Below are 25,890 nucleotides of genomic sequence, written 5' to 3' on the forward strand. Positions count from 1 at the left end.
TTCTATTGAAAATCTTCTTATAAAATGTTTGTTTTCTTTCTTTTCTTATCCAACACTAGCGTCGAATGTACTTGTTGAAGAAAAGGATGGAGTTGCACGGAATTTGTTCACTATTATTAATGTTATGTAAACAAATATCCCAATCCATTGCTAATTTGAACAAAAATAAACCCACCTGCTGCATGGTTAATCAGCAAATGGGTATCTCACATATCAATAAAATCCTAAATCCTACTTAAACCGCTGCACGATGCTCATTGTCCACTTGCAGTTGGTTATAGTACTTGCGATTCAAAGACGGGATCAAAATTAGAAATCAAAATTATCTGGGTCTGGTCCAACACGTAAATTCTGATTAAGCGCGTCAATGCGAGCCATTTCATCACTTGACAGTTCGAAATCAAATATAGATGCATTCTCAATAATTCGGTGCGCTTTTGTTGACTTCGGAATCGTTACAATACCATTTTGTAGATCCCAACGTAGAATAACTTGGGCAACCGACTTGCCATGACGCGCACCAATATCCTGCAATTCTGAGTTGTCCAGCAGTTGGCCCTGCATCAAAGGCGACCACGCTTCGATCTGAATATCATGCTGTGCACAGAAGTCGCGCAGCTCTTGCTGGCTAAGACGCGGATGGAGTTCAACCTGATTTATCATCGGCTTGATCTCAGCATCTTTCATCAGATCCTCCAGGTGATGAATCTGGAAGTTACTTACACCGATCGCTTTAACACGTCCTGCCTTGTAGAGTGTTTCGAGTGCACGCCATGTGTCTTTGTACTTCCCAGCTACCGGCCAGTGAATCAAATATAGATCAAGATATTCAAGCCCCAGCTTTTCTAAGCTAGACTCATAAGCAGCAAGTGTTTCTTCATAGCCAAGATCGGCATTCCATACTTTGGAAGTGATGAACAATTCTTCACGAGAGAGTCCTGTTTCTTGAAGTGCTTCTTGAATAGCTTGTCCTACGCTATTTTCATTGCCGTAGATCGCAGCTGTATCAATACTACGATAGCCATGTGCGACAGCCGCTTTCACTGCTTCCACGAGAGTTGGACCATCTTCAACTTTAAATACACCGATACCAAACCAAGGCATTGCTTTTCCATTATTGAGAGTTGTAGTTGCTTGTAAATGTGTTGTCATAGTAAAACCTCCAAGAAGTTAGTGTTTAGATTAAAACATAAATTGTAGAGTTGGAATTATTGTGAAACTGTTAAGATTAAGATTGAACTGACGCTGTTGATATTGATGTTTGTATTGTGCAAGCCTGCTTCGACTTTCTTTCAAGTGTCAGGCTCCAACCTGTAAGCAATACTGCACCTAAGACCATAATTGCTCCGATCCAAGTGGTATGAATAAGACCAATTGAATCCGTAATCACACCACCAAGATAAGCCCCAATCGCGATACCCGCATTGAACGCGGCAATGTTAACGGCAGAAGCAACATCCTTAGCTCCTGGCGCGAAGCGCTCAGCCAACATGACGACATAGATCTGAAGTCCTGGTACATTCATGAAAGCAAGTAGACCCATGAAGAAGATCGTAATAAGTCCCGCTATTTGATATGGCGCAGTCAACATCAACACCAGAAGAATGATTGCCTGTAAGATGAACATATAGAACAGAGCCTTAAGTGGACGCCGATTGGCTAACTTTCCCCCAATGACATTTCCAATGGCAATTGCAATCCCATAGATCAACAGAATAATTGCAACCGTACTTTCAGCAAATCCGGTTATCTCGTGCAGCAATGGGGATAAATAAGTAAAGACGACGAATGTGCCTCCATACCCGAGCGCTGTAATAGCGAATGCAAGGAGCAGTCTACCATTGGTTACAAGCTTCACCTGCTCACGTACTGGAGTCGGAACCCCCTTACGAAGTGAAGACGGGATCAAGATCAGGTTAGCGATCAACGCGACTATCCCGATAATCGCAATAACAATGAAAGCCACACGCCATCCCATCTGCTGACCAATCCAAGTTCCGAGAGGGACACCTGTCACCGTGGCTACCGTCAGACCTGAGAACATCATGGAGATCGCACTCGCACGTTTATGAGCGGGAACGAGATCCGCGGCAATCGTTGATGCAATCGACATAAATACCCCATGCGACAAAGCAGATATTACACGGGCTACTAATAAGAAACCCATTGTTCCCGAAGCTGCCGCCAGACTGTTGCCAGCGATAAAAATAACCATGATAGCAATCAATAGCATCTTGCGGGGTACTCTTGTGGTAAGAGAAGTTAACACAGGTGCACCGAAAGTGACTCCAAGTGCGTATAGGGTTACCGTTAGTCCTGCTGTTGTTACGGATATTTGAAGGTCTTCAGCGATCAGAGGCAGTAACCCCACGCTGATAAACTCAGTTGTTCCAATTGCATAGGCACTAATGGCAAGGGCCAAAAGCGCGAACGTACTACGTTTTTGATCCAATTGCATGTTTATTAACTCCTCTAATCATGTAATTATCGGCCGATATGTGCTATTATGAATGCTTCAATGCATTTTGGATAGTACGTACTTTTTTGTGCGGTAGGCACTAAAAAGTACCTATAGCAATGGAGGTTCCCACATGAGCACAAGAAAAAATAAGAAGTATAATATTTCGGTGGAAGCAACATTGGAAGTTATCGGTGGAAAATGGAAATGCGTGATTCTCTGTCACTTAACGCACGGAAAGAAGCGGACAAGCGATCTCAAGCGTATCATGCCTAACATTACACAAAAGATGCTAACCCAACAACTTCGAGAATTAGAAGCAGACGGCATTGTTAGCCGAATTACTTATCACCAAGTACCACCTAAAGTCGAATATGAGCTAACTGAATACGGAATGAGCCTCAAGCCGATTCTCAACGCGCTATGCACGTGGGGTGAGCTTCATATTGTGAAAGAATACGGCGATAAGTTCGCCGTGTTGGAGGATAATATATTGAATCACTAAGCTAAGGCTTTAATGATTCTCTATTTTCTAACATTCCACGTATGAAGAATGACATGTAAATGGTGCGTATGCGCATTTCTTGTTCACATACAAGAATGTTATGTAAACAATTGTATCTAGGTATTAAAAAACATCAGATCACTGATAAATAATCAGGTTTTAGATGTATCGTTGTTCCCTCTCACACACCCCAACAAACTTATTTGCCCCGAATGATAACGTCCCGTAAGTTAAATTCTCAAGCTGTTCTTCACCTTTCAATTCATTTATTTCTAAGTACCTAAAATGTGGATAACTATTGTGAGGTGAAGGGATGTATGGCTAAGTATTCAGAACTCGGATTACGAGAATCTTCTTCAACAGGGTCATACCTATGAGGAAGACTGCGGAGATTCAGCAGAACCACATCGAGACACTCCCCCTATTCTCCACTAAGGACACTGGCGGTCGGATGACTGTGTTTCGGCCAGGACAAAGCATCGGACGCGCGGCTCCATTTCTGCCATCACTACTCGCTGCTGCGGTGCTGTGGGCGCTGATTGGTTCCGTACCGTTCGGAGCGCTGCTCGGTCTAGCGCCGACATCGGAGATCAATCTATTCCTCGGTCATCCGGTCACGGTGGTCATCACGGTATTGCTACTATTCGTTGCAATCGGTGTAACTGCCCGCTTGTACTCGAGAGCGATTGAGCAGTTCGGTCAGTACAGAGTAGCAGGCTTGTTCGCAACCCTTGCGGTCACAGGAGGACTCGTTGCAGTCTCGGGCATTCTACTAGTCTGGACGCTGACAAGTGATCCCTCACGCCCCTTCAATCTTGAGGCTATCGCGACGTCAACGACGATCCCGTTAGAGCTCGGCGCAGTCGTCTCAGCTAGCATCGCCCTATGGGGAATTATCTCGCTCCTGCGATTGTCCGATGCAATCACCCACGCCCGAGGGCGTCTCCAGTTTGCTTCATTGCCGCTAGTCAATAAAAGAAGTATGTTCAATTCGCAAATACTGCGACATGAACATACTTCTTTTATTCTTACTTACTCTACACATCAAGACGATCCAACATTTGAATAAATGCAATCGCTGCTGGTGAGAGGTGCTTATTTTTATAGAAAACATAATTGATTCCTCGATGAAAGGTGACACCTTGAATGGGGACAGATGCGATTAACCCACTCTTAATCTCTTGTTCGACGGAAAATTTCGATACAATCGAAATGCCCAGCCCGTGGATGACGCCTTGCTTGATTGCCTCTAGGTTGCTAATCTCCATCTCACTTTGAAATTCGATCCCGTTTTCCTTGAACTTCCCTTCCAAGTAAACACGGGTGGCAGATTTCTTCGGTTTCAGAATGATTTTCTCTGGAAGTAAATCCTCAGGTTTACAATTTTTTTTCTTAGCGAGTGGATGATTGGCTTGAACGATGAGGACAAGCTCATCATCATAAAAGTTCGACGTCTGAAACTTCGTTTCATCGACAGGTAATTGATCGGATACGATGAGAAACTCCACTTTATTCGTCTCCAGCATGTTCATTAATTGGCGGGATGAAGTAATGTTCATATTAATCTTAATCCCCGGATACGTTCGGCTAAAATCTCCTAATACCGCTGGTAGTAAGTACACCCCGACAAAGTTACTTGCTCCGAACGATAACGTCCCGTAAGATAAATTCTCAAGCTGCCCGATATGTTCCCTCGCAGACTGCAAGACATTCACGATTTGCTCGGCGTATGGTTTGAATAGCTCGCCTTGTCTTGTCAGGTATAGCTTCTTACCGATTCTATCAAACAAGGGGACGCCTAAGTCTTGCTCTAGACTCTGAATTTGCATACTGACAGCAGGTTGTGAGCAATACAGTTGTTCCGCAGCTTCGGTAAAGTTTAAGCAATCCGATAAGGTAAGAAATGTATGTAACTTCGATATGTTCATAGCTTCAAATCTCCTATAATATTATCTTATAGTTATTCAAATATAATCAAATTGTATTATAATATTACCCCGAATATAATGAAAGCGCAACCAAATAGATGCAAGGAGGCTTTCAAATGACTGATGCAGTACCGAATATGAAACAAGCCAGCAATGAACCGCCTGTACAACCCAAAAGCCGATTTGAACAGGTTTTAAAAATGGTCGGTATCCCGCTCGCTGTACTCGTATTCTTCATTCTTTTCTTTATGCCTACGCCCGCTGGACTAGCGCCAGAGGCACAGAAATCCATTGCGATCTTTACCAGCGCACTTGTTCTATGGATTACGACACCGATTCCAATCTATCTAACCTCGATCATCTCGATCTTGCTACTTCCACTTACGGGTGCAGTTAAAGATCAAGAGACTGCATTTGGCACACTAGGCTATGACGTTATTTGGCTGATGGTCTCTGCTTTCGTTCTGACTTCTGCCATCATGAAATCCAATCTTGGCCGCAGGTTGTCACTATGGATGATTACGAAATTCGGTAAAACGCCGAAGCGAACGATGCTCGTCCTCGTACTCATTAACTTTATTCTTGCTTTCTTCGTTCCATCGACAACAGCTAGAGCAACATTAATGGTTCCAATCTGTCTAATCTTGCTCGATATTTACAAATCCATTCCCGGCAGAGGCAATCTTGGCAAGCTGATGATGCTTCAAGGGGTGCAAGCAGACGCAATTGCAACCTCTGGTGTCATGACTGCGACTGCAGGTAACATTATCGCAGTTGGATTCATTAACGAACAAGCTGGTGGTCACATTGGTTATATGGATTGGTTACTAGCGTCCATGCCAGCAGCAATCATTACGATGCTCATTACGTTCTTTATCGGCTTTAAGCTGTTCTCGATCAAAGGAGAAACTGGCTTCGACAATGCCATGTCAACCCTCAAGGACGAATTAAAGAAGCTCGGATCCTTCTCACTTAATGAGAAGAAAGCAACTATTATTTTCATCTTAACCGTTATCCTCTGGGCAACTGGTGACTACCAAAAAGGTTGGTTTGGATTCGAGATCAGCACCGAGCAAACAGCCGTACTTGCTGCCCTATTCTGTCTAATGCCTCGTATTGGTCTCTTAACTTGGAAAGAAGCGAATATCAAGTGGGAACTGATGATTTTTGCAGCAGGTGCTTATGCAGTTGGTAATGCATTAGATAAATCCAAAGGCGCAGAATGGATCATTAAGAAAGTGATCGCTGGACTTGGTATGGAAAGTATGAGCCATGTCTGGGTGTATATCATTGTTATTTTCCTTAGTATGTATAGTCATCTTATCTTTACGAGTAAAACCGTTCGTGTCACCATTCTCATTCCAGCATTCATTGCACTTGCGAAGTCACTCGGAATGGACCCTGTCGCACTCGCACTTGCATCTGCAATGACTTTAACGTATACGATCACATTACCACCGCATTCTAAGGTAAATACGATCTACTTCTCAACGGGCTATTTCACCGTACTCGATCAAGTGAAATACGCCATTGTCACTTGTTTCATCGGTGCTGTTGTCATCAGCATTTCCTTGTTTACGTGGTTTAAAGTTATTGGCATATCTTAATTCGTGGAGGACATCATGTTATGTTACATAGAAAAATCATACTCGCGATTGCAGATGGATTAGGTGATCGCCCACATCCAGATTTAAACAATCTTACACCGCTTGAATACGCAAAACGCACAAATATGGATCGCCTAGCAGCGCAAGGAATCACGGGCATGGTCGATCTGATCAGCCCGGGGATTCCTGTCGGAACCGACATGGGGCATCTGATCTTGTTCGGATACCAGCCTACAGATTATCCGGGTCGTGGCCCAATTGAAGCGCTCGGTGTAGGTATGGAAGTTGAGCCTGGAGATGTCGTATTGCGATGCAACTGGGCAACTGTAAATGATGAAGGCATTGTAGTCGATCGTCGTGCAGGTCGTATTCGTGAAGGAACAACTGAGCTTGCTGCTCTGCTTAATGGAATGAAGTTAGACGATCATGTTCAAGCATTCATTCAATCTGCAACCGAGCATCGAGCTGTACTCATTATTCGTGGCAATGGATTAAGCGACCAGATCAGTGACTCTGACCCGCATGCACCTAACGATGGTCATCCGTATCATGAAGTAAAGGCGCTTAATGATTCAGAAGAAGCTCGCAGAACCGCCTACTACCTCAACTTATTTTTACAACAATCACATGCTCTACTTAAAAATCATCCTGTGAACATCGAGCGTATGAAGCAAGGTAAGCTACCTGCTAACTTCTTAATTACAAGAGGTGCTGGACAGGCTGCACACCTAGAACCGATGACTACTCGTATGAAAATCAAAGGAAGCTGTATCGCTGGCGAAAGCACCGTGCTCGGTGTTGCGAAATTAGCAGGATTTGATGCGATTACAGATATTACGATGACGGGCAATATCGATACGAATATTGAGCTTAAAGCGAAATTAGCTTTAGAGCAAAATGTTTCGAACGACTTTGTCGTTGTCCATATGAAAGCCCCTGATCTTAAAGGGCATGACGCTGATCCACTAGGTAAGGTATACGCGATTGAACGTTTCGATGAGATGGTAGGTTTGATCGCTGATCAGCTGCCAGAAGATACGTATCTCGCACTTGCCGCTGATCACTCTACCCCATGCGAGATTGGCGAACATACGGGTGACCCTGTTCCTGTCTTAATCTATGGACCAAGCTTACGTAGAGATCGAGTTACTGAGTACACCGAAATCGAGTGCATGTATGGCGGCTTGGGACGGTTGTCCGGTTCACAATTTGTAACCACACTGCATGGTTTGATGGGCTGTGTGAAGAAACAGGGTTCGTAGCCTATTATCATAACAAACAGCCTGCTGAGATAAACTCGGCAGGCTGCTCTTTTATATATACGCACACTATATTTCCATGGAACATTTCCCAGGCAAGCGCAAAAATCGCTATTAGAAGTGTACTATCGACACAGTTTAGGACAATTAAACCATTATTTTGCAAACATCATTCGTGAATTGAACAGGATCTTGCAGCGGCAATCCTTCGATAAGAAGAGCTTGACTGTATAGTAGTGCCGTATACAGACTTAGCTTCTCTTTGTCCGTATCAAAAGCTTGCTTGAGTGACTCGAACACCTCATGATGAACGTTCACTTCAAGCACTTTCTGTGCTTTTACATCTGGATTGTTCGGCATTGCACTTAAGATTTTCTCCATCTCAATCGTTACTTCGCCTTCAGTAGAAAGGCATACCGGATGAGACTTGAGGCGCTTGGAAGCACGAACACTCGTCACTTTATCTTGAAGTTGAGCCGTCATGTATTCGAACAACTCTTGGTTATCCTTCTTCTCTTCTTCCGTCTCTTTCTGGGAGTCATCTAGATCAATACCAAGATCTCCGCTGGATACAGACTTAAATTCTTTCTCTTTGTAACTCATGATCATCTTAATTGCGAACTCGTCGATGTCATCCGTAAAGTACAGGATTTCATAGCCTTTATCCGTAACTAGCTCCGTCTGTGGAAGCTTATCAATACGCTCAATGGATTCACCAGACGCGTAATAGATATATTTCTGATCCTCTGGCATACGGGATACGTACTCGTCAAGAGTCACTTGCTTCTTCTCCTTGGAGGAGTAGAACATGATGAGGTCTTGCAATACTTCCTTATGACTGCCATAGTCGCTGTAGATGCCGTACTTCAACTGTCTACCGAATGACTTGTAGAACAACTCGTATTTCTCACGGTCATCTTTAAGCAAGCTAAGCAGCTGACTCTTGATCTTGTTACCAATGTTCTTCGCGATCAACTTCAACTGACGATCATGTTGTAGCATTTCACGTGAGATATTTAGCGACAAGCTCTCCGAATCAACCATCCCTTTCACAAAGCTAAAATAGTCTGGAAGCAGATCCGCGCATTTGTTCATGATCAGAACGCCATTGGCATACAGCTCAAGTCCCTTCTCATATTCCTTCGTGTAGTAATCAAAAGGCGTATTCTCAGGGATAAACAAGATTGCTTGGTACACGACCGCGCCGTCAGCGCTAATATGTAAATGCTTCAGCGGCTTATCGAAGCCGTAACGCTTTTCTTGGTAGAACTGCTCGTAGTCTGCGTCTGTCAGCTCATTCTTATTTTTACGCCAGATCGGAACCATGCTGTTGATGATCTTCTCTTCCGTGTAATCTTCGAATTCACTTTCGCTGCCTTCTTGTAGACGTTTACCAGAAACATCCATCTTAATCGGATAGCGGATGAAGTCCGAATACTTCTTAATAATAGATTTCAGACGATATTCTTCCAAGAACTCATCATAGCTCTCATCTTCCGTATTCGGCTTAATCGTAAGAATAATCTCTGTACCATGGGACTCTTTCTCACTCGGTTCAATTGTATAGCCTTCCGCGCCTGTCGACTCCCACTTGTAAGCCCGATCACTGCCAACCGCTTTACTGATCACCGTTACAACATCTGCAACCATGAACGCTGAGTAGAAACCAACGCCGAATTGACCAATGATGTCGTAGCCGTCTTTGGATTGATTCTCTTTCTTGAATGCTAAGGAGCCACTCTTCGCAATCACACCTAAGTTGTTCTCTAAGTCTTCTGGTGTCATCCCGATACCTGTGTCGCGGATTGTTAGCGTACGATTAGCTTGATCAGCCGTAATTTTGATGAAATAGCTATCTTGATCGAAAACCAGCGTGTCATCGGTTAATGCTTTATAGTACATTTTATCAATCGCATCACTAGCATTGGAAATTAACTCTCTTAAGAAAATCTCCTTCTGCGTGTAGATGGAATTGATCATCATCTCTAATAATCGTTTGGATTCAGCTTGAAACTGTTTTTTCTCCACGTGCGCTTTCTCCTCTCAAAAGGAAACATTAGTTTTAGCACTCTAGACCATCGAGTGCTATTAAATATTTTATCACATTAGGGGTAAATGTTGTCAATATGGGGTCATCGCTTGGGAGTTCTTAATAACTAATAAGTATTGAAAATAGTCCGTTGTTACCCCTGATGTTCATAGTCCAAATCCGTTCCTATCATGCGAATTTGTTTCGTTTTTGGGAGCGATAGGTCTCCAGCAGATTGATTTAGATAACGAAGAATTTTCCACCGAGCGTTAGTATTATATGCCGTGTTATGACTCTCACCCGTTAGAAATACATCATACTTCTCATGATCAGGCTCAAGTTGATTAAATCAAGATAGATTGTCGTCTTCACTAAGCTTTATCCAGCCTTTATTCATTTTCAAATAGTCAATCAAAGGCGTATTTAGATAACCATTACTCGTTTTTATCTGCACTATCCGGAACATATGCGATGATGAAGATCAGTGCGTATGTCACCATAAACAGATCAGAAGTAAGCCCGCTGACTATTGTACTCAAAGCTTCACTTAAGAATAGACCTGTAATGAACTCAACCACAAATTCAAGAATGACGTTCATTATGATGAGCAGCAGCGATAACCAGAAAAACTCAAGTGTCCTTCCTTTCATTAATTCATAACTCTTCTTAAAAGGATTACTTCTATTCTCACCGTCCGCAATAATGATTATGGAATAAAGTCCTAGACGAAGAGCGAAGAAAATCCCCGGAATAATAAGTAAAATAATACCTATCATTGTGATGAGCCCAGTTACTAATCCATAACCGATCAATCGAGGCAGTGACTTCAAACAATCGAGGTAAGCTTCTTTAAATGTCAGACTGCGACCTTCCGACAATCTAATATAGGTGTACTGGATAAGTGCTGCAGAACCCCATATCGAGAACGGAATGCTAACTAATATCACGATTAAGGAATGCATAAATAAGTACTCAAAAAATTCTGGACGAATCAATTTGTAAGATAAGATCTGAATTGGGATATAAGTAGCTAACATAATCAAAACAATATTTTTAAAATTGGAAAAATAGAAATTAAAAGTCTTTTTTAATAACTCCATGCCTTTCAAGTTTTCAACCATTGAATCATTCTCCTTTTCAATTAAACACTTCTATATATCTCTTTATTTCGTTAATAAGGGATTGCTTTTGCCTGGTAATCTGGGTGAGGAGTCTTTCAAGTTCAGTGCGAGCTAATATGTAATCTTCTTGAGTAATAACTCCGTCTTGCAGCGCCTTCTCTAGTTCATCTTCGTCCTTAATGTAGTATTCGCCACTTGGCAGAATGATCAAATCTAAGAACAGGTCATCGATTGCAGGTATGCCTTCGCTTGTCAGATAGGTTGATTTTACAATGTCAAAATAATATTGCAGCACTTGACCCTCTGAACCCCGCATAACCGTAAGACTGTATTTCTCTTCGTCTGGGAAGAACATTAGCCATGAATAGCCGTTATCGACAATACATATTTCATGATTCTCGTACTTGGCAGATAATGGTGCGTGTACAAGGTCGAGATACAGTAAGGTAATATAGCCTTTAAACTGATCGTCTTGGATGTACTTCTGCACATAACGCTTCTCTATTATTCGTGACCAGTTCGGGCGATTGGCGGCTTTCTGTTTCAGTTGTTGCACGTTTCACCTCCTTCCATTATTTTAATGTGTCATTGCAAGGGGATTCGTTTATTAATCGTGCAAACCGACTAGTTTGTTATGCGACAAATCTAGTAGAAATTTAACAAAAAATCCGAACTGTTCTACCAAATACCTCTTTTATTGCATATAAATGGATGTGATGGTATAATCAGAGAAATTTTTACAATTATATCAAGCAGAAGAATTAGTATCAAAGATGATTTATATCATTTAATAATTAGGAGTGATAGATAGTGAGTTCGTTGATGGTAAGTTCATTGGTTCTAAGCTTAAATGAAATCGAAAAGACACAGCTTTTGCTCGTTGGTGGAAAAGGGTTAAATCTAGGAGTATTATCAAAAATCCAAGGCATACAAGTACCAGAAGGATTCTGTGTGACAACCGAGGGATATCAAGCAGCCATCGCACAAAACGAAACGTATCCTGCTTTGCTCAAGCAGCTAACCATGCTAACCGTAGAAGATCGAGATCAGATTGGGGAAATCAGCAGGAAGATCAGACAAATCATTATTGAAGCGGAAATTCCCTCCTCCGTTGTGAAAGCGGTTACTTCCTATCTCATCAAGTTTGGCGATACACATGCTTATGCTGTACGTTCTAGTGCAACTGCTGAAGATTTACCGCATGCCTCTTTTGCAGGTCAACAAGACACCTATTTAAATATCATCGGCGTCGATGCCATCTTACAGCATATCAGCAAATGTTGGGCTTCTTTATTTACAGATCGCGCAGTCATCTATCGTATGCAAAATGGATTTGACCACAGTCAGATTTATTTATCTGTTATCGTTCAGAAGATGGTTTTCTCACAAGCTTCAGGGATATTATTTACTGCTGATCCGATTACCGGCAACCGAAAGGTGCTATCCATCGATGCCAGCTTTGGACTTGGAGAAGCTCTGGTCTCTGGATTGGTTTCCCCCGATAGTTATACAGTAAAGGAAGAGAATATCGTCAATAAGCGGATAGCAGCTAAGAAACTGGCTATCTATGGACGAGAAGAAGGCGGAACACTGACACAACAGATCGATCCCAATCAGCAACAGACTCAAACACTTCATGATGAACAAATTTTACAATTAGCACGTATCGGAAGACAGATCGAAGCTTATTTTGGATGCCCGCAAGATATCGAATGGTGTTTGGATCATGATACATTTTATATAGTCCAGAGTCGGCCAATCACAACGTTATACCCAGTCCCTGAAAGAAATGATCAAGGAAATCATGTGTACATATCTGTCGGTCACCAACAAATGATGACGGACCCTATAAAACCACTTGGACTGTCCTTTTTCTTGCTATCGACTCCTGCCCCCATGCATCAAGCGGGTGGAAGATTGTTTGTTGATGTGACACCGATGTTACTTGCACCTGCCGGCAAACAAACTGTAATTAATCCCCTGGCACAAACAGATCCACTCATCAAAGACGCACTCACTGGCTTAAAAGCTCGGGGAGATTTCATTAAACCACTGCCTGATAATCACACAGCACCTGGTCCAAGTAGTAGTCATCCAGATATGAAGCCTCTGGACATTCAAGCACCACTTCAGTGTGATCCTTCAATTGTTTCTAATTTGATCAAGAGTAGTCAAACATCGATTGAAGAGTTAAAACAAATCATCCGAGCGAAATCAGGCTTAGATTTATTTGACTTTATCTTAGAAGATATCCAGAACTTAAAGAAGTTTTTATTTAACCCACAAGGCTTGGGTTTGATTATAGCTACCATGGAAGCTTCAACATGGATTAATGAAAACATGGATAAGTGGTTAGGCGAAAAAAATGCAGCAGATACACTTTCTCAATCTGTATCAGGCAATATTACTTCGGAAATGGGACTGGCGCTACTCGATGTCGCAGATGTGATTCGTCCATATCCAGAAATTATTGACTATTTGCAACATGCCAAAGAAGATAACTTCGAGGATGAACTCATAAAGTTTGATGGTGGACAGGACGCTCTAGACGCTATCTCTCTTTATCTTGAAAAATACGGCATGAGATGTGCCGGAGAAATCGATATAACCCGAACTCGTTGGAGTGAAAAACCAATTACAATTGTACCAATGCTTCTTGCCAACATCAAAAACTCTGAAAAGAACGCTGGCAATCGGAAATTTGAGCAAGGGCTACGGGAAGCTATAGAAAAAGAACAAGAGTTATTAGATCGACTCAAGCAATTACCTGATGGTGAACAAAACGCCAAAGAAACAAAACAAAGGATCGATCTCATCCGGAATTTCACCGGTTATCGTGAATATCCAAAATACGACATGATTAATCGCTACTTCATCTACAAGCAAGCTTTACTAAAAGAAGCCGAACAGCTCGTACAAGCAGGCGTTATTCAAGAGAAAGAGGATATCTACTATCTCACTTTTGAAGAACTTCGCGAAGTCGTAAGCACTCATAAACTTGATTATCAGATTATCAATAAACGAAAAGAAGATTATGCATTTTTCGAAAAGCTAACTCCCCCACTTGTCATTACGTCTGATGGTGAAATCCTTACAGGCAAGTACAGACGGGAAAATCTGCCGGCAGAAGCGATTGTTGGCCTACCTGTTTCTTCCGGAGTGATAGAAGGAAGAGCACGCGTCATCATTAACATGGAAGATGCTAATCTAGAGGAAGGGGATATATTAGTTACCTCCTACACGGACCCTGGCTGGACACCGTTGTTTGTATCGATAAAAGGTCTAGTAACCGAAGTGGGGGGACTAATGACCCATGGAGCCGTTATCGCTCGTGAATATGGTTTACCCGCCGTTGTCGGTGTAGAAAATGCCACCAAACTGATCAAAGACGGGCAACGAATTCGCGTGCATGGTACAGAAGGGTATATTGAAATATTGTAATATTATTATACTACGTGTAAAAGGATGGATCTTTCGTCTCTTCATTTCAATGACCTTAATCCATCCTTTTCATATTCGTTTTCAGGTAAAGTTCAATCTCACCTACTTCTTCTTCCCTGTAAACCGCATAATCAATCGTACGATTCCGAATGTAATCGCTGCTACGACAACGATAACAATGATCTGCATGATTGCTACTTCTGGCTTAAAATCCATATTCGTTGACTCCTTCTGAACTCATATTTCAAGTCAATTCGTTATTCAAACAGGTTCACCTTCACCACGGCACCCTTCGCAACCAGCATCGTATGTAACTGTGCTCTATGGTGATACACATGTCCCAGAATCTGCAGTAACCACTCATAGCGTGAATACGACACTCCCCAGTAAGATCGCTTAATTTCGGACAGTTCCTCTTCTGAATAAGCCGCAAATGCTTCTTTTACAAACTCAAAGTTCAATTGAAGCTGTGTTTCCATCCCCTGCAAGTCATATACACTATGGTCCTTGTAAAATGCACTCATCTGCTCCTGCGTTGCCTCGTTCATAATCAAGAAATCTGCTCTACATAGAATCGAGATATGACTTAGAAGCTCCCTTACACTGCGTTTATCTGGTGTAAATCTATAATCCAGATCTACTTCGGACAACTGCTCCATTATCACTTGAATGGAATCTACTCCAACTCTTATCTGGTTAAATACACGGGTACACACTTGTTCCATAAGTCACTTCCTTCACTTTCTTCGCAGCCGTTTTATTACAAGGACTAACACATACAAGAAAACCACAACAAGGGCAATACTTATTAGCGAAACAATTGTATTCTCCATCGTAAAAGACATATTAATCACCACCTATATTCCTAATATAAGTGATAGTTTGAGCAGCTTCTGCAAAATCTTTCACAATATAATCAGGCTCTATCTCCGACCATTTGTGACGATACGTATGCAGCGCAGCATGCCCAGCTCCTGTCTGCACCAAGATTTTCGTGCAACCTGCACGGTGTGCTGCGAGCATATCTGACCAACGATCTCCGATCACGATACACTGAGTCAAATCCAACTCATGCTCGATTGCTGCACGCTCCAACATCCCCGTATTCGGCTTCCTACAAGAACATCCATCATCATGCTGATGCGGGCAAATATACACATCATCAAACCCAAATGCCTTCATTTCGTTGTAAAAGGCCTCTTCCGTCGCCTCCCCACTTGCAATACCCGGCTGATTCGTAAAGCCTAACAGCTTTATTCCCATTACTTTCAACTGCCCCAAAGCCTGATCCACATTGGCAAATAGCTCGAACGAATCCGGATACTCCACCTCATCCGAACCACCAATCGTACCGTCTCGATCAATAAATACAGCTTGAATGTTCATCTTACCGAAGTCCTCTTTTCACTAACTATAACTAACATTAGATGATTCCCCCTACATATACCCCAAGCTCACCAAATAGTAGAGGAAGCTCATCCATATCTACCCATTGATAACAATACACCCAACCATCATCCTCATCTGAACTTGTTACTACATGTGTAAATTCATCTAAGCAATCCGCTTGCATTTGATAATAGTGACGAGTAATCTGCGTCTGAAGTGAATCAGCATAATAGTGATGCACACCTAGATAGCTAATCTCATACGGCGTTGTGCCTGCTTCCTCTTGTACTTCCCTTACAATCGCTGCTTCGAGTTCCTCTCCATCCATAACCGTTCCACCTGGAACTTGAAACCCAAGGTGCTCGAACCCTTGCTCTTTGAAAATGAGAAGCTGCTTCTTACCTGCAACTTCTCGCGTAATATAGGCGGTTACTTTTGTAGCTGCTTTCATCTCCACTTGATTACTCCTCCTTCGGCAACCTTTTGCGAATCAGACGAATCTGCCCTCTGTGGTTAATCTCGTCTTCATACACATGGAACCACATGAAGTAATGATTCGCCTGTTTTCCATACCAAAAGTCTCTTTCTTCATGCAGCCATTCGTCGTTAACGCTCTTGAACAATTCATATGTACGCTCTCTAACGGAAACAAGCTTTTCTAGATAGTAGGTTAATTCATTACCCTTGATCTTCTCTCTTCCAACAGCACCTAGTTCCATGCCTGCTCCCCAGATCGCTTTCTCTTCTTCGTTAAAAGTGCGATTCTCAAACGTATAAATTTGATAGTAGTACTCCACCGCTGCAAAATGCTCAAGCAACATTCCAATCGTGTTCCCATCTGCATCCATGTGGTAATCAAGCTGCTGAACAGTCAGATCCTCAACCGCACGCAAAGTCGTAAATCTCGCATAGTTCATCATCGACAACATTCTACTAATGTGAGGCGAATAACCTGGCATATCTTTTACAAGCAACAAATTGTCCATATTAATCATTCTCGAAAACCTCCAATAGATATAAATTTACACGCGAACCCTATGATCTTCTATCATGACAACACTTTTCTTCTCACTTGCGAAAGTTAATATCGACTCCAACATATCCGGCATCAGATTAATCGTATGTAGCTCATCAAGTGGAACCCATTTCACAGCAGTCTGGTTGATATCCGGATTAAGTGGCAATCTCGGGACAGAGCCAGAAATAAGCTGACACTCGAACACGATAAACAATGTATGTGCCCTCGGACTATACTTGATGTTCCGCTGTTGCTGTTCACATTCACACAAGAATGCCACACTACCTACAATCACTTCCGCCATTGCTTCTTCTAATAGTTCTCTTCGTACCGTTTCCTTAACGACCTCGCCCTCTTCTGCCCCTCCACCGGGAAGAAAGTAATGCTTACCTTTTTCCAAATTATCATATTCAACGAGCAGAACTGCATCATTTTCAATAATTAGTGCCGTTGGTCTAACACGAATTGGAAACGACATTGAATCAACCTCCTAGACAAGATTATTCATTGACAAATGTTACAATAGGCCCGTCCCATTCCTCTTTACGAATCTCTTGAACTTCCCTTGATTTATATGCGTGAACCGTCTTCCGCCAAAAATGCTGCGCTGGCACATTCTCCTCCATCACTGCTGCCTCCCATCTCCCACGGAACAGATCAAAGACCGCATGCGCAGCCTGTTTGCCAACACCGTCTCGACGATATTTCTTCATTACAAAAAATTCAGCAATACTATAAATCTTACGCTCTACTTCATCCAGACCAAGTTCCCGAACGAGAGCAAACCCAGCAAGCTTTCCCTCTACTCGTATGAAAAAGGGATGTCTGCCCGCCTCTGTCCAATAATGATCCAGATACATGTACTCGTATAGACCGCTTTCGTTCATATCCTCTGGATCGAACTCAGTGAAATCATATTTATACAACTCTAGTAAATTTCTTAATACCGATTTCTGATCATAGCTGACTTTCACAATCTCTATCATGTCTTAAAACCTTCTCTCGTCATTTAACAGATTACTTCCCAAGTACCCTATCTAATCCATCCATGAATACTTTGACTGAAAAATACAAAAATATAATCGCGGAAGCAACCGATATTCCTCTTACGAACTTTTGCCCTAAAAGGTTACCAGATTTACTGCTAATCCATGCCACCGCAAACGACCACACGAGTCCCGCCACGAAAAATCCGACCACAAAAGCACCCATCGTCAATCGATCAACCATGTTAATCTGGGCAATAATCGCACCAGCTACAACTGCAAACCATAGAATCGCCGTTGGGGAGGATACCGCTACGCCAATGCCAAAGATGAAATCCTTCCAGCCTGAGCGCTGTACAGTCGTTTCATTCGAAGAGCTGATGACCTTAGGTTTAATCGCGTCTTTCGCCATTTTGTAAGTTAGCCATAGTAAGACGGCTGTTCCGACAATCCATACGATCCACTTCACCCATGCAAGTTGGAATACTGCTGTAACACCAATTAATGCAAGTGTCAGGTAGAACAAATCACCAAAGCATGTCCCAAACCCGATCAGGAACGAGCTTCGGAATCCTCTCTCAATTCCCGTCTTAATAATTGCGACATTCGCCATCCCCAAATCCAAGCACAAAGAGATGGATAGTAAAAATCCTTGAATAAATGCAAATAACATGATGCTATTACTCCTATCTGAATTACTTATAAATTCTAATCTATCACAAAAAAACCTCCTTTCCGACCATTTCTGATCAAAAAGGAGGTTTTCTTATCAATTTATGAGGATATAAGTCGAATTACTTCTTATTCGCCATGTAATCGGCTGCTACGTAACCGAATGCCATGGATGGGCCGAGTGTCGCCCCTGGGCCTGGATAAGTCTCACCCATTACCGCTGCTGCACAGTTACCGATTGCGAATAGACCATCAATGATCTGACCATCTTCACGAAGAACGCGTGCGTACTCGTCTGTGATCAAACCGCCTTTCGTACCGATATCGCCTGGTACGACTGGAACTGCATAGAATGGAACATTCTCCATCGGAGAAATGCTTGGGTTCGGCAAAGTTGGATCTCCGTAGTAGCGATCGTATACACTATCTCCACGCCCGAATTGTGTATCTTTCCCCATACGTGCATCTTGATTGAACTTTTCGAACTGAGCAACGAACTTTTCAACAGGCACGCCAATTTGCTTCGCAAGTTCTTCTGCCGTTTCTGCTTTCTTCACAAAACCATTCTCATACCAACGTTTCGGAAACGATTGACCTGGGAATAGTCCTAGGAAAATATAGCGGCTCTTCGCCGTAAGATCCATGATCATATAGGATGGCGTTGTGCGTGCTTCTGGCTTATCGTTCTCATACATCAAGTCTACGAACTCGTGATAAGGTACAGCCTCATTCAAGTAACGTTCTCCACCACTATTGACGATCATCATGTTCGGAATGCCACGATCTGCAACAAGGAAGAATGGCTTCTCACCCGGAGGGACTGCAGAAGGCGCGCCCCATACCCGATCCATCAGATCAATTGCTGCACCTTGGCGAATGGATGCGTCGATAATGTCACCTGTTTGCCCTTCAGACGCTGAAGTCCACTCTGTTTTTGTTGGAAGCGGTAAATATTTCTCACGCAGCTTCTGATTGTGAGAGAATCCACCAGAGGCAAGAATTACCCCTTTTTTCGCTTCGATATATACTTTCTTACCACCACGTTCTGCAATAATCCCCACAATACGACCATTATCCACTACGTAATCTTGGAATGCCGTAGATAGCCATAAGTCACCATTCACATCCATTAATGATTTACGAAGACGTCCGATTAGCGCTTCACCTAGAGCAGAAGGTCTGTACCCTGTAAAAATTGTCCGCATTAAGCGCATCCCGACTTTAAGTGAGGTCTTCTTGCCTTCCCAGATCCGTGTAATCATGTTCAGCTTATGGAATTCAAACGCGTTCATGACCATGCCGTAAGTCGGTAAATTCGCGCGACGCATCAGCTTACGCTCTTCACCCAACTCTTTTAAGTTGAAAATTTCAGGTTCAATCGAACGTCCTTGCGGATAACCACCTAGACGCTCTGGGTAGTAGTCGGAGTACCCGGGAATATATTTAAAGCGTACATGCTTCGTCTCTTCATGCAAATACTTCACCATCTCAGCACCGCGCATCACATAAGCTTCTTTACGTTTGCGGGACACGCGATCACCAACGGTTGCATCTAAGTAAGCTTGTGCTTTCTCCGGTGTATCGCCTAGTCTTGCTTTATCTAAGTGAAAGTTCGTCGGAACCCAGATCGCACCACCAGATAATGAGCTTGAGCCCCCATAATATTCGGTTTTCTCGATAACGAGTGCCTTTAACCCTTTCATCTGAGCAGTAAGTGCTGCTGTGAGTCCACCCGCACCAGAACCTACGACTACAACATCATAACTTGCATCCCATTTGATACCCATCACTGAACATCCCCTCTGTTTGAATTTCTGTCCATATGTATACGCTTACAACTTATTTCATCATTCGAACAAGAACCTCCTTATTCGAATGATATCTATCTTGATTAAACTCGCTGAATTCACTAACTTCATACATTTTTTCTTAAAAATATTATTGTTCAAGCTTTCGCATAAGCTTCGCATAAATCCGCGTAAGCTCCTGTTCTTCCTCTTCGGTCAGAGCATCAAACATATTGTCCATCATCTGTGTGCGCTGATCTTGTAGAACACGAAGTGCCTCTTGACCTTGCTCCGTGATTCTGAGCCTTACTACACGACGATCTCCTTCTTGTGTTACACGCTCCACATATTCGCTCTTCACCAGTTTATCTGCCATCACGGTAACACCGCCTGAGGTCAAAGCAAGTGCATTCGCAAGCTCTGTCGCGCGCTGTGGACCTTCAAGTTCCAGCATTTCCAGTGCCATAAAATGCGTATGTGGAATATTAAGCTCGTTGCTCTTATTCCAATCCGTCATCCATCGTTTCACGAGAATGCTGTACATGCTGTAAATCTGACGAATGTTCTGTTTATCGATGGGACTCACCTTCTTTCTAGCTGCACAATATATAATTCGAATGAATCATAACGAAATTATTATTATCTTATTTCTAGTTATCTTATTACTAAGATACCTATTGATAAGAATTCTACTCCTAAGATCAATTTTTGTAAACACTCGATTCACAATTTTCGAAAAATAATTAAAAAATAACCGTCTATCACGCCACACTTAGTAATCACGGCAATTAAAAAAAAGAGCAGGAAAATTCCTTCCCACTCCGCGAGTAATCGCTAGTTAACAAATGTATTTTTCACCCGTATGGACTTTTTGAAGTATAAAATCCAGACCGTACTTGCGATTGCATTTTTGATCAGATCACCTAGTTTAGGATTTGCTGCATCATAACCCAATGCTACAAGTAATACATAATCAATTAGTAGAATAACGAATCCTAACAAGTAGAATGTAATAATTGCCTTCGGCAAAATTCTTTTCTTCCCGTAGAGTTGAATCAGTAAGTAAATCGGAACGACTATCATAAATAAACACATGATCAGTTGATAAGCTAGATACACAGTCCACATCAAGCCTTCTTGTTCCACCCCACTATTCAGAACTTTGGACGAATCAAACATGATATCCAGTACTTGAAGAAGTACAAGGGAGTAGGCAAAAGGAACCATATATAGTCCAATTTGGGCAATGATTAACCAACCGCCTAAACCTACTTTTCCAGCTTTCTTGTTACTCTTCTTACTTTCAACTTGCTCTTGCTGTACTTGCTCTTGTTGCATTTCCATGATGATAAATTCCTCTTTTCAATAAAAGTACGAAGACCTATTGTAACTTAGTTCCTCGTTTTCCAAAAGAATTATCATATAGGTAATTTGTTACAAACGTTTATGTTATTTCCTCGCCATTTGATTTCTTAACTCTTCTAATTGCTGTCTTAGTTCCTTAACTTCCTTCGTTAATTCAGACTTATTGATTGCATGCTTAATTACAAGTGAAAATATGAAAAAAAATACTGCAATTAATACTAGATTGATAAACATTCCAGACCATATGAACGACATCTTTTATCCCCCTCCATTTTCAACAATTCGCTACTGTGGTGCTGAAATAAACCTACGACAATCTCCCCTGATCCACCGTATACACCTGATCCGTAATGTTCATCGTAGACTTGCGGTGTGACACCAGTACAACGGTCTTACCGCTTTCCTCCTGCTTCAATGAACGCAGAATAATCCCTTCGTTCAAGCTGTCTAGATTACTCGTCGGTTCATCGAGTAGAATAAGCGGCGCTTCACTCAGGAATGCACGCGCAATCCCAATACGCTGACGCTCACCACCAGAAAGTCGATCTCCGAGTTCCCCAACATTCGTCTCATAGCCTTCAGGCAAGCTGCTAATAAAATCATGAATCGCGGCTTTCTGCGCGGCTTGTTCGATCTGTTCCTGCGTCGCATCGATCTTTGCCACTCAAATATTGCTTGCAATCGTATCGTGGAACAGCTCCGTATCTTGCGTGACGAAACTTTGCATCTGACGCAAGTTAGTCGTTCGAATATCCTTCAAGTTAGTCCCGTCCATCTGAATCTGACCCTTATAGGGATCCCAGAACCGCATCATTAGCTTAAGAAGCGTAGACTTACCCGAACCACTCTTACCTTGAATACCTGTAATTTGCTTTGCTGGAATGTGCAAGCTAAAGTCACGCAGAATCTGCTCGTCCCCATAGGCGAAATCAATAGACTGACAGTCGATCTGCGCACTTGTGACGATTTTGCCATCGACAACATCTTCAACAACTGGTGCTTCATCTAGCAAATCCAGTACCCGCTCCCCGCTTGCCAGCGTATGCAGCAGATTATTCGCCAAATTGGACAACGCCACAACAGGACCGAATGAACTGATCAGCGCAATCGTCGCAATAATCACACCATCTAGCCCAAGCTTACCAGATTGGTACAAATGTACACTCCTAAGCAGCATAATCACTGTAAACAACAGAATCGTTGTGTCCGTCATCGCCTTGGAAACCCCTTCGGTACGAACAAGCTTCTCATGCATCTGCCCTAGCGACTTACTTCTCACATTCATATCTTCAATACGCTTCTCTCCATGTCCGAACTGAATGATCTCTCTCAGCCCACGCAGATTATCTAGGAAAGAGCTGTTCATTTCCCCGAATTGCCCCCGGTAAGCCGCACCCGTATTTCGTCCTAATCTAGACGTTATCATCGGCAGCACAATACCCACTACAATGTATGCAACGAGGGCAATCGCACCGAGTACCAAGCTATATTTTCCGATAAAAATAGTCATGAACAGCGACACGATCCCCGCTATCGCAATTGGTGAAATCGTGTGCGCGTAGAATACTTCCAGCATCTCCACATCGCTTGTAATGATTGAGATTAAGTTCCCCTTGTCCTTACCCTCCAGCTTAGCAGGTGCTAATCGGCGTAAAGCTTGGAACACTTTATTACGAATAATCGCAAGTAACTTGAATGCAATATAATGATTACTCGACTGCTCCGCATAACGCAGGACACCTCTGAGCACCGCGAACAAAATCACACTGATGAATATCGCTCTCAGCGTCAGCCCCTCATGCAAGCCAAGCACATCTAGCAGCGCATAGCCTCCGAACACCGTAATCATAATCGAGCACAGGAATCCGATCACACCCATCACAATCGCAAGCAGCATCACATGCATCAACGGCATCACGAGCACGATCAATCTACGCATAATTTGAAGTCCACTTGCTTTACGCATCGATCGCCACCTCCTTATGCTCTGCTGATCCATATTGCTCTAACTCACTCTGATGATTGAACAAATTCGCGTAAGCTCCCTGTTGCTTTAGTAACTCTGCATGTGTGCCATGCTCAACGACGGTTCCTTTTTGCATCATATAAATTCGATTTGACTTCACAACATTCGCCAGTCGATGCGAGATCAGAATAATCGTCTTCTCTTGTGCAAGTTCATGAATAACCGACATGATGTCATTCTCACTCTCCATATCAATATTGGACGTCGCTTCATCGAATATATACACCTGCGTATCATGTAATAATGCCCTTGCTATCGCGAGCCGTTGACGTTGACCGCCAGATAAGTTCGATGCCTTCTCTTCAAGCTGCGTATCTAACCCTTGTTCAGACAGAACGAAGTCCAGTAGATTCACTCTTTTCAAAACATCAAACATCGCATCCTCATTCGCATTCGGACAAGCCATCAATAAATTATCTCGAACCGTCCCTTTAAATAGATAACTCTGATGCGTCACCATCGTCATATTCGCCATCAGGCTAGATTCCGTGACCTCGGACAACTCTTGATCGCCGACTAACACGTGACCCTCGTACCCTTGATTCACACCCATTAACAGCGATGCAATCGTACTCTTCCCACAGCCAGATTGCCCTACAATAGAAGTAAAGCTACCTTTAGGGAATGTCATATTTATGTAATGCCCCAGTACTGATGCAGCAATTTCTTTGCAATCTTTTGCACCGCAATGATCGACATTGGAATAAGAGGAACGCAGATTAATAACACGAGCGCTGCCTTTATACTAATGAAGGAAAGAATCACGAACAATGTAATTGGAGCAAGCAAGCTGTATACAAGTTGTGGTAAGTAGCGTCCAAAATAAATTTCTAGCTGCTCCACACCTTCCACCGATACTTGCACCACTTCCGAAGTCGATACATGCTCGTTATAGCTGGAACCTTGACGCAGTAGTTTGCGATATATTTTCTCGCGTAAGCTTGATTTCACTTGAGCGGAGGCAAGGTATGACATCTTGGCAGCAAACAGATTACATATGAATCGAACCGCAATCGCCCCGATGATAATACTCGTTGTAAGCAGCAGATTCACTGTATTGCCTTCATATAAATCTTGCAACAGTAATCCAATTGTAAAAATCGCTGCCACGTTCGCAAGTAAACATATCCACTGGAACACGACATTATATCCGATATATTTCTTCGAATGGCTCATTTCTCGAATAAGCCTTTTGTTAATCATCACGGGAAAATCAGCTCCTTCTCGGACTCGACAATCGTCTTAATTCCGAATATGAAGTAGCTGTATTTCGCAATCATAACCAATATGATCGCGGTCCTGCCGATCCAATTTTGCATAAAAATGAAGGATAAAACCAGCATCGTCGATGCAAATGCTAGAATCGTAATCTTCGATCGCAGCTTCATCGCTCTAGACTTTACGAAGCTCTCTAAGTGATTCTTGTATATTTTCGTGCCACAGAACCAAGTATGGAATCTGCGCGAACCTTTTGAGAAACAGAATGATGCACCGAGTAGGAACGGTGTTGCCGGTACAACCGGCAGAAATACACCTAACATACCGAGTCCTAACAAAATAAATCCAAGTGTTACATACACGTATCTCATAGAATGTGTGACCTCTTTCTCTAGATGTCATATCGTGTTGTTGATGTGATATTTTTCACAATTATTGATATTGAGAATCAATATCAATTGACTTTTTTACTTTATCACGTATTTTTATACAATGTCAATGTTCATAAATGAAAAGGACCCTAGTCGAATAGGTCCTTTTCATTTATCTATGAATTGGCATCTCTTGTCTTACTCTCGAACACTTGCACTGGACCTTTCCATCGATCATTATGTATAACCTCTTCTATAAAGCAGCCATTCGTATATGCATGAATCGTCTTCATCCAGAACTTATTCGCAGGTGTATTCCCTAACGACTGACGAACCTCCCACACACCTGGGAACTGGTCGAAGAGCGTGAATGCTGCATGCTTGCCTACTCCTTGACCACGAAACTTTCGCATCACGAAGAAATCACTCACCACATGCGATTCACTTGCTGTACTTAGAGCAACAAACTCTGCCGGTACATCTCGTATAATGAGCGCGAATCCAGCAAGTTCCCCATCGACTTTAATGAAGAATGGACTCCGATAATCCTCCGTCCACTGATGGTCCAGATATTTATACATATACAGCCCATGTTGAGTCAGCTTGTGCCCGTCATACTCGCTTGAATCGTAGCGATAGAATTGAAGCAATTGATGCAACACATACTTATCCTCATAGGGGATCGGTATAACTTCAATCACAGATAACAT

26 protein-coding genes and 1 pseudogene are annotated in these 25,890 nt (G+C 42.6%); 5 read left to right on the top strand and 22 right to left on the bottom strand.

The features are described from left to right. Positions 1-309: 309 nt before the first annotated feature. On the bottom strand, positions 310-1,152 hold the full coding sequence (locus tag NV379_RS17130; protein WP_258208551.1) for an aldo/keto reductase: 843 nt from the start codon (positions 1,150-1,152) through the stop codon (positions 310-312). Positions 1,153-1,228: 76 nt separating this feature from the next. Beyond that, positions 1,229-2,458: an MFS transporter gene (locus NV379_RS17135; protein WP_258208552.1), complete on the bottom strand. Its 1,230-nt coding sequence runs from the start codon at positions 2,456-2,458 to the stop codon at positions 1,229-1,231. 133 nt (positions 2,459-2,591) lie between these two features. On the opposite strand from NV379_RS17135, the gene NV379_RS17140 reads away from it, so the two are divergent. Both NV379_RS17140 and NV379_RS17145 read left to right on the top strand, forming a co-directional pair. Continuing rightward, positions 2,592-2,963: a winged helix-turn-helix transcriptional regulator gene (locus NV379_RS17140; protein ID WP_258208553.1), complete on the top strand. Its 372-nt coding sequence runs from the start codon at positions 2,592-2,594 to the stop codon at positions 2,961-2,963. Between the two features lie 373 nt (positions 2,964-3,336). Next, positions 3,337-4,032: a hypothetical protein gene (locus tag NV379_RS17145; protein WP_258208554.1), complete on the top strand. Its 696-nt coding sequence runs from the start codon at positions 3,337-3,339 to the stop codon at positions 4,030-4,032. Here the strand turns inward: NV379_RS17145 and NV379_RS17150 are convergent. Beyond that, positions 4,001-4,891, bottom strand: coding sequence for a LysR substrate-binding domain-containing protein (locus NV379_RS17150; RefSeq protein WP_258208555.1), 891 nt, complete (start codon positions 4,889-4,891; stop codon positions 4,001-4,003). The genes NV379_RS17145 and NV379_RS17150 overlap by 32 nt on opposite strands. Positions 4,892-5,007: 116 nt before the next feature. Between NV379_RS17150 and NV379_RS17155 the strand changes: the two genes are divergently transcribed. Together NV379_RS17155 and apgM are read left to right on the top strand one after the other, a co-directional pair. Beyond that, positions 5,008-6,498, top strand: a complete 1,491-nt coding sequence (locus NV379_RS17155; RefSeq protein ID WP_258208556.1) for an SLC13 family permease — start codon at positions 5,008-5,010, stop codon at positions 6,496-6,498. A gap of 20 nt (positions 6,499-6,518) precedes the next feature. Continuing rightward, complete coding sequence (gene apgM, locus NV379_RS17160; RefSeq protein ID WP_258208557.1) at positions 6,519-7,760, top strand: 2,3-bisphosphoglycerate-independent phosphoglycerate mutase; 1,242 nt, start codon at positions 6,519-6,521, stop codon at positions 7,758-7,760. A gap of 144 nt (positions 7,761-7,904) precedes the next feature. On the opposite strand, the gene htpG is transcribed toward apgM, so the two are convergent. The 3 genes from htpG to NV379_RS17175 form a co-directional block, all read right to left on the bottom strand. After that, a complete protein-coding gene (htpG, locus tag NV379_RS17165) occupies positions 7,905-9,785 on the bottom strand; it encodes a molecular chaperone HtpG (RefSeq protein WP_258208558.1) in 1,881 nt (626 codons plus the stop codon). Positions 9,786-10,220: 435 nt separating this feature from the next. Continuing rightward, the gene (locus NV379_RS17170) at positions 10,221-10,886 is read right to left on the bottom strand and encodes a hypothetical protein (protein WP_258208559.1); all 666 of its coding nucleotides are present in this window, start codon (positions 10,884-10,886) and stop codon (positions 10,221-10,223) included. A gap of 37 nt (positions 10,887-10,923) precedes the next feature. Beyond that, positions 10,924-11,463 (bottom strand): ribonuclease FAU-1 family protein, encoded by a 540-nt coding sequence (locus tag NV379_RS17175; RefSeq protein WP_258208560.1) that lies wholly within the window; start codon positions 11,461-11,463, stop codon positions 10,924-10,926. A gap of 266 nt (positions 11,464-11,729) precedes the next feature. On the opposite strand from NV379_RS17175, the gene ppsA reads away from it, so the two are divergent. Beyond that, on the top strand, positions 11,730-14,348 hold the full coding sequence (gene ppsA / locus NV379_RS17180) for a phosphoenolpyruvate synthase (RefSeq protein WP_258208707.1): 2,619 nt from the start codon (positions 11,730-11,732) through the stop codon (positions 14,346-14,348). A 257-nt stretch (positions 14,349-14,605) separates the two neighbouring features. On the opposite strand, the gene NV379_RS17185 is transcribed toward ppsA, so the two are convergent. The 16 genes and pseudogenes from NV379_RS17185 to NV379_RS17265 form a co-directional block, all read right to left on the bottom strand. Then, positions 14,606-15,073: a DinB family protein gene (locus tag NV379_RS17185; RefSeq protein WP_258208561.1), complete on the bottom strand. Its 468-nt coding sequence runs from the start codon at positions 15,071-15,073 to the stop codon at positions 14,606-14,608. A gap of 121 nt (positions 15,074-15,194) precedes the next feature. Beyond that, entirely contained in the window at positions 15,195-15,734 is a 540-nt protein-coding gene (locus tag NV379_RS17190) for an HAD-IIIA family hydrolase (protein WP_258208562.1), read from the bottom strand. Between the two features lie 37 nt (positions 15,735-15,771). After that, complete coding sequence (locus tag NV379_RS17195; protein ID WP_258208708.1) at positions 15,772-16,188, bottom strand: NUDIX domain-containing protein; 417 nt, start codon at positions 16,186-16,188, stop codon at positions 15,772-15,774. A 10-nt stretch (positions 16,189-16,198) separates the two neighbouring features. After that, positions 16,199-16,732, bottom strand: a complete 534-nt coding sequence (locus NV379_RS17200; protein ID WP_258208563.1) for a DinB family protein — start codon at positions 16,730-16,732, stop codon at positions 16,199-16,201. A gap of 27 nt (positions 16,733-16,759) precedes the next feature. After that, positions 16,760-17,233 (bottom strand): NUDIX domain-containing protein, encoded by a 474-nt coding sequence (locus NV379_RS17205; protein WP_258208564.1) that lies wholly within the window; start codon positions 17,231-17,233, stop codon positions 16,760-16,762. Positions 17,234-17,255: 22 nt separating this feature from the next. Continuing rightward, positions 17,256-17,741 carry a GNAT family N-acetyltransferase gene (locus NV379_RS17210; protein ID WP_258208565.1) on the bottom strand — a complete coding sequence of 162 codons (486 nt, stop codon included), beginning with the start codon at positions 17,739-17,741 and terminating at the stop codon, positions 17,256-17,258. A gap of 31 nt (positions 17,742-17,772) precedes the next feature. Beyond that, positions 17,773-18,414 carry a LysE family translocator gene (locus NV379_RS17215; protein ID WP_258208566.1) on the bottom strand — a complete coding sequence of 214 codons (642 nt, stop codon included), beginning with the start codon at positions 18,412-18,414 and terminating at the stop codon, positions 17,773-17,775. Between the two features lie 121 nt (positions 18,415-18,535). After that, the gene (locus tag NV379_RS17220; protein ID WP_258208567.1) at positions 18,536-20,200 is read right to left on the bottom strand and encodes an FAD-dependent oxidoreductase; all 1,665 of its coding nucleotides are present in this window, start codon (positions 20,198-20,200) and stop codon (positions 18,536-18,538) included. A gap of 151 nt (positions 20,201-20,351) precedes the next feature. Beyond that, positions 20,352-20,786: a MarR family winged helix-turn-helix transcriptional regulator gene (locus tag NV379_RS17225; protein ID WP_258208568.1), complete on the bottom strand. Its 435-nt coding sequence runs from the start codon at positions 20,784-20,786 to the stop codon at positions 20,352-20,354. A 248-nt stretch (positions 20,787-21,034) separates the two neighbouring features. Next, positions 21,035-21,544 (bottom strand): DUF2569 domain-containing protein, encoded by a 510-nt coding sequence (locus tag NV379_RS17230; protein WP_258208569.1) that lies wholly within the window; start codon positions 21,542-21,544, stop codon positions 21,035-21,037. 105 nt (positions 21,545-21,649) lie between these two features. After that, positions 21,650-21,820 (bottom strand): hypothetical protein, encoded by a 171-nt coding sequence (locus NV379_RS17235; protein WP_258208570.1) that lies wholly within the window; start codon positions 21,818-21,820, stop codon positions 21,650-21,652. Between the two features lie 52 nt (positions 21,821-21,872). Next, positions 21,873-23,564, bottom strand: a pseudogene (gene cydC / locus NV379_RS17245) (thiol reductant ABC exporter subunit CydC). Further along, positions 23,524-24,222 carry an ATP-binding cassette domain-containing protein gene (locus NV379_RS17250; protein ID WP_258208573.1) on the bottom strand — a complete coding sequence of 233 codons (699 nt, stop codon included), beginning with the start codon at positions 24,220-24,222 and terminating at the stop codon, positions 23,524-23,526. The pseudogene cydC and the gene NV379_RS17250 overlap by 41 nt, the downstream one beginning before the upstream one ends. Positions 24,223-24,224: 2 nt before the next feature. Beyond that, positions 24,225-24,794, bottom strand: coding sequence for an ABC transporter transmembrane domain-containing protein (locus NV379_RS17255; RefSeq protein WP_258208709.1), 570 nt, complete (start codon positions 24,792-24,794; stop codon positions 24,225-24,227). Continuing rightward, the gene (locus NV379_RS17260) at positions 24,794-25,180 is read right to left on the bottom strand and encodes a YbaN family protein (protein ID WP_258208574.1); all 387 of its coding nucleotides are present in this window, start codon (positions 25,178-25,180) and stop codon (positions 24,794-24,796) included. The genes NV379_RS17255 and NV379_RS17260 overlap by 1 nt, the downstream gene beginning before the upstream one ends. Before the next feature lie 176 nt (positions 25,181-25,356). After that, complete coding sequence (locus tag NV379_RS17265; protein WP_373426123.1) at positions 25,357-25,890, bottom strand: GNAT family N-acetyltransferase; 534 nt, start codon at positions 25,888-25,890, stop codon at positions 25,357-25,359.

Source organism: Paenibacillus radicibacter, from assembly GCF_024721995.1.
Classification (GTDB): Bacteria; Bacillota; Bacilli; order Paenibacillales; family NBRC-103111; genus Paenibacillus_AM; species Paenibacillus_AM radicibacter.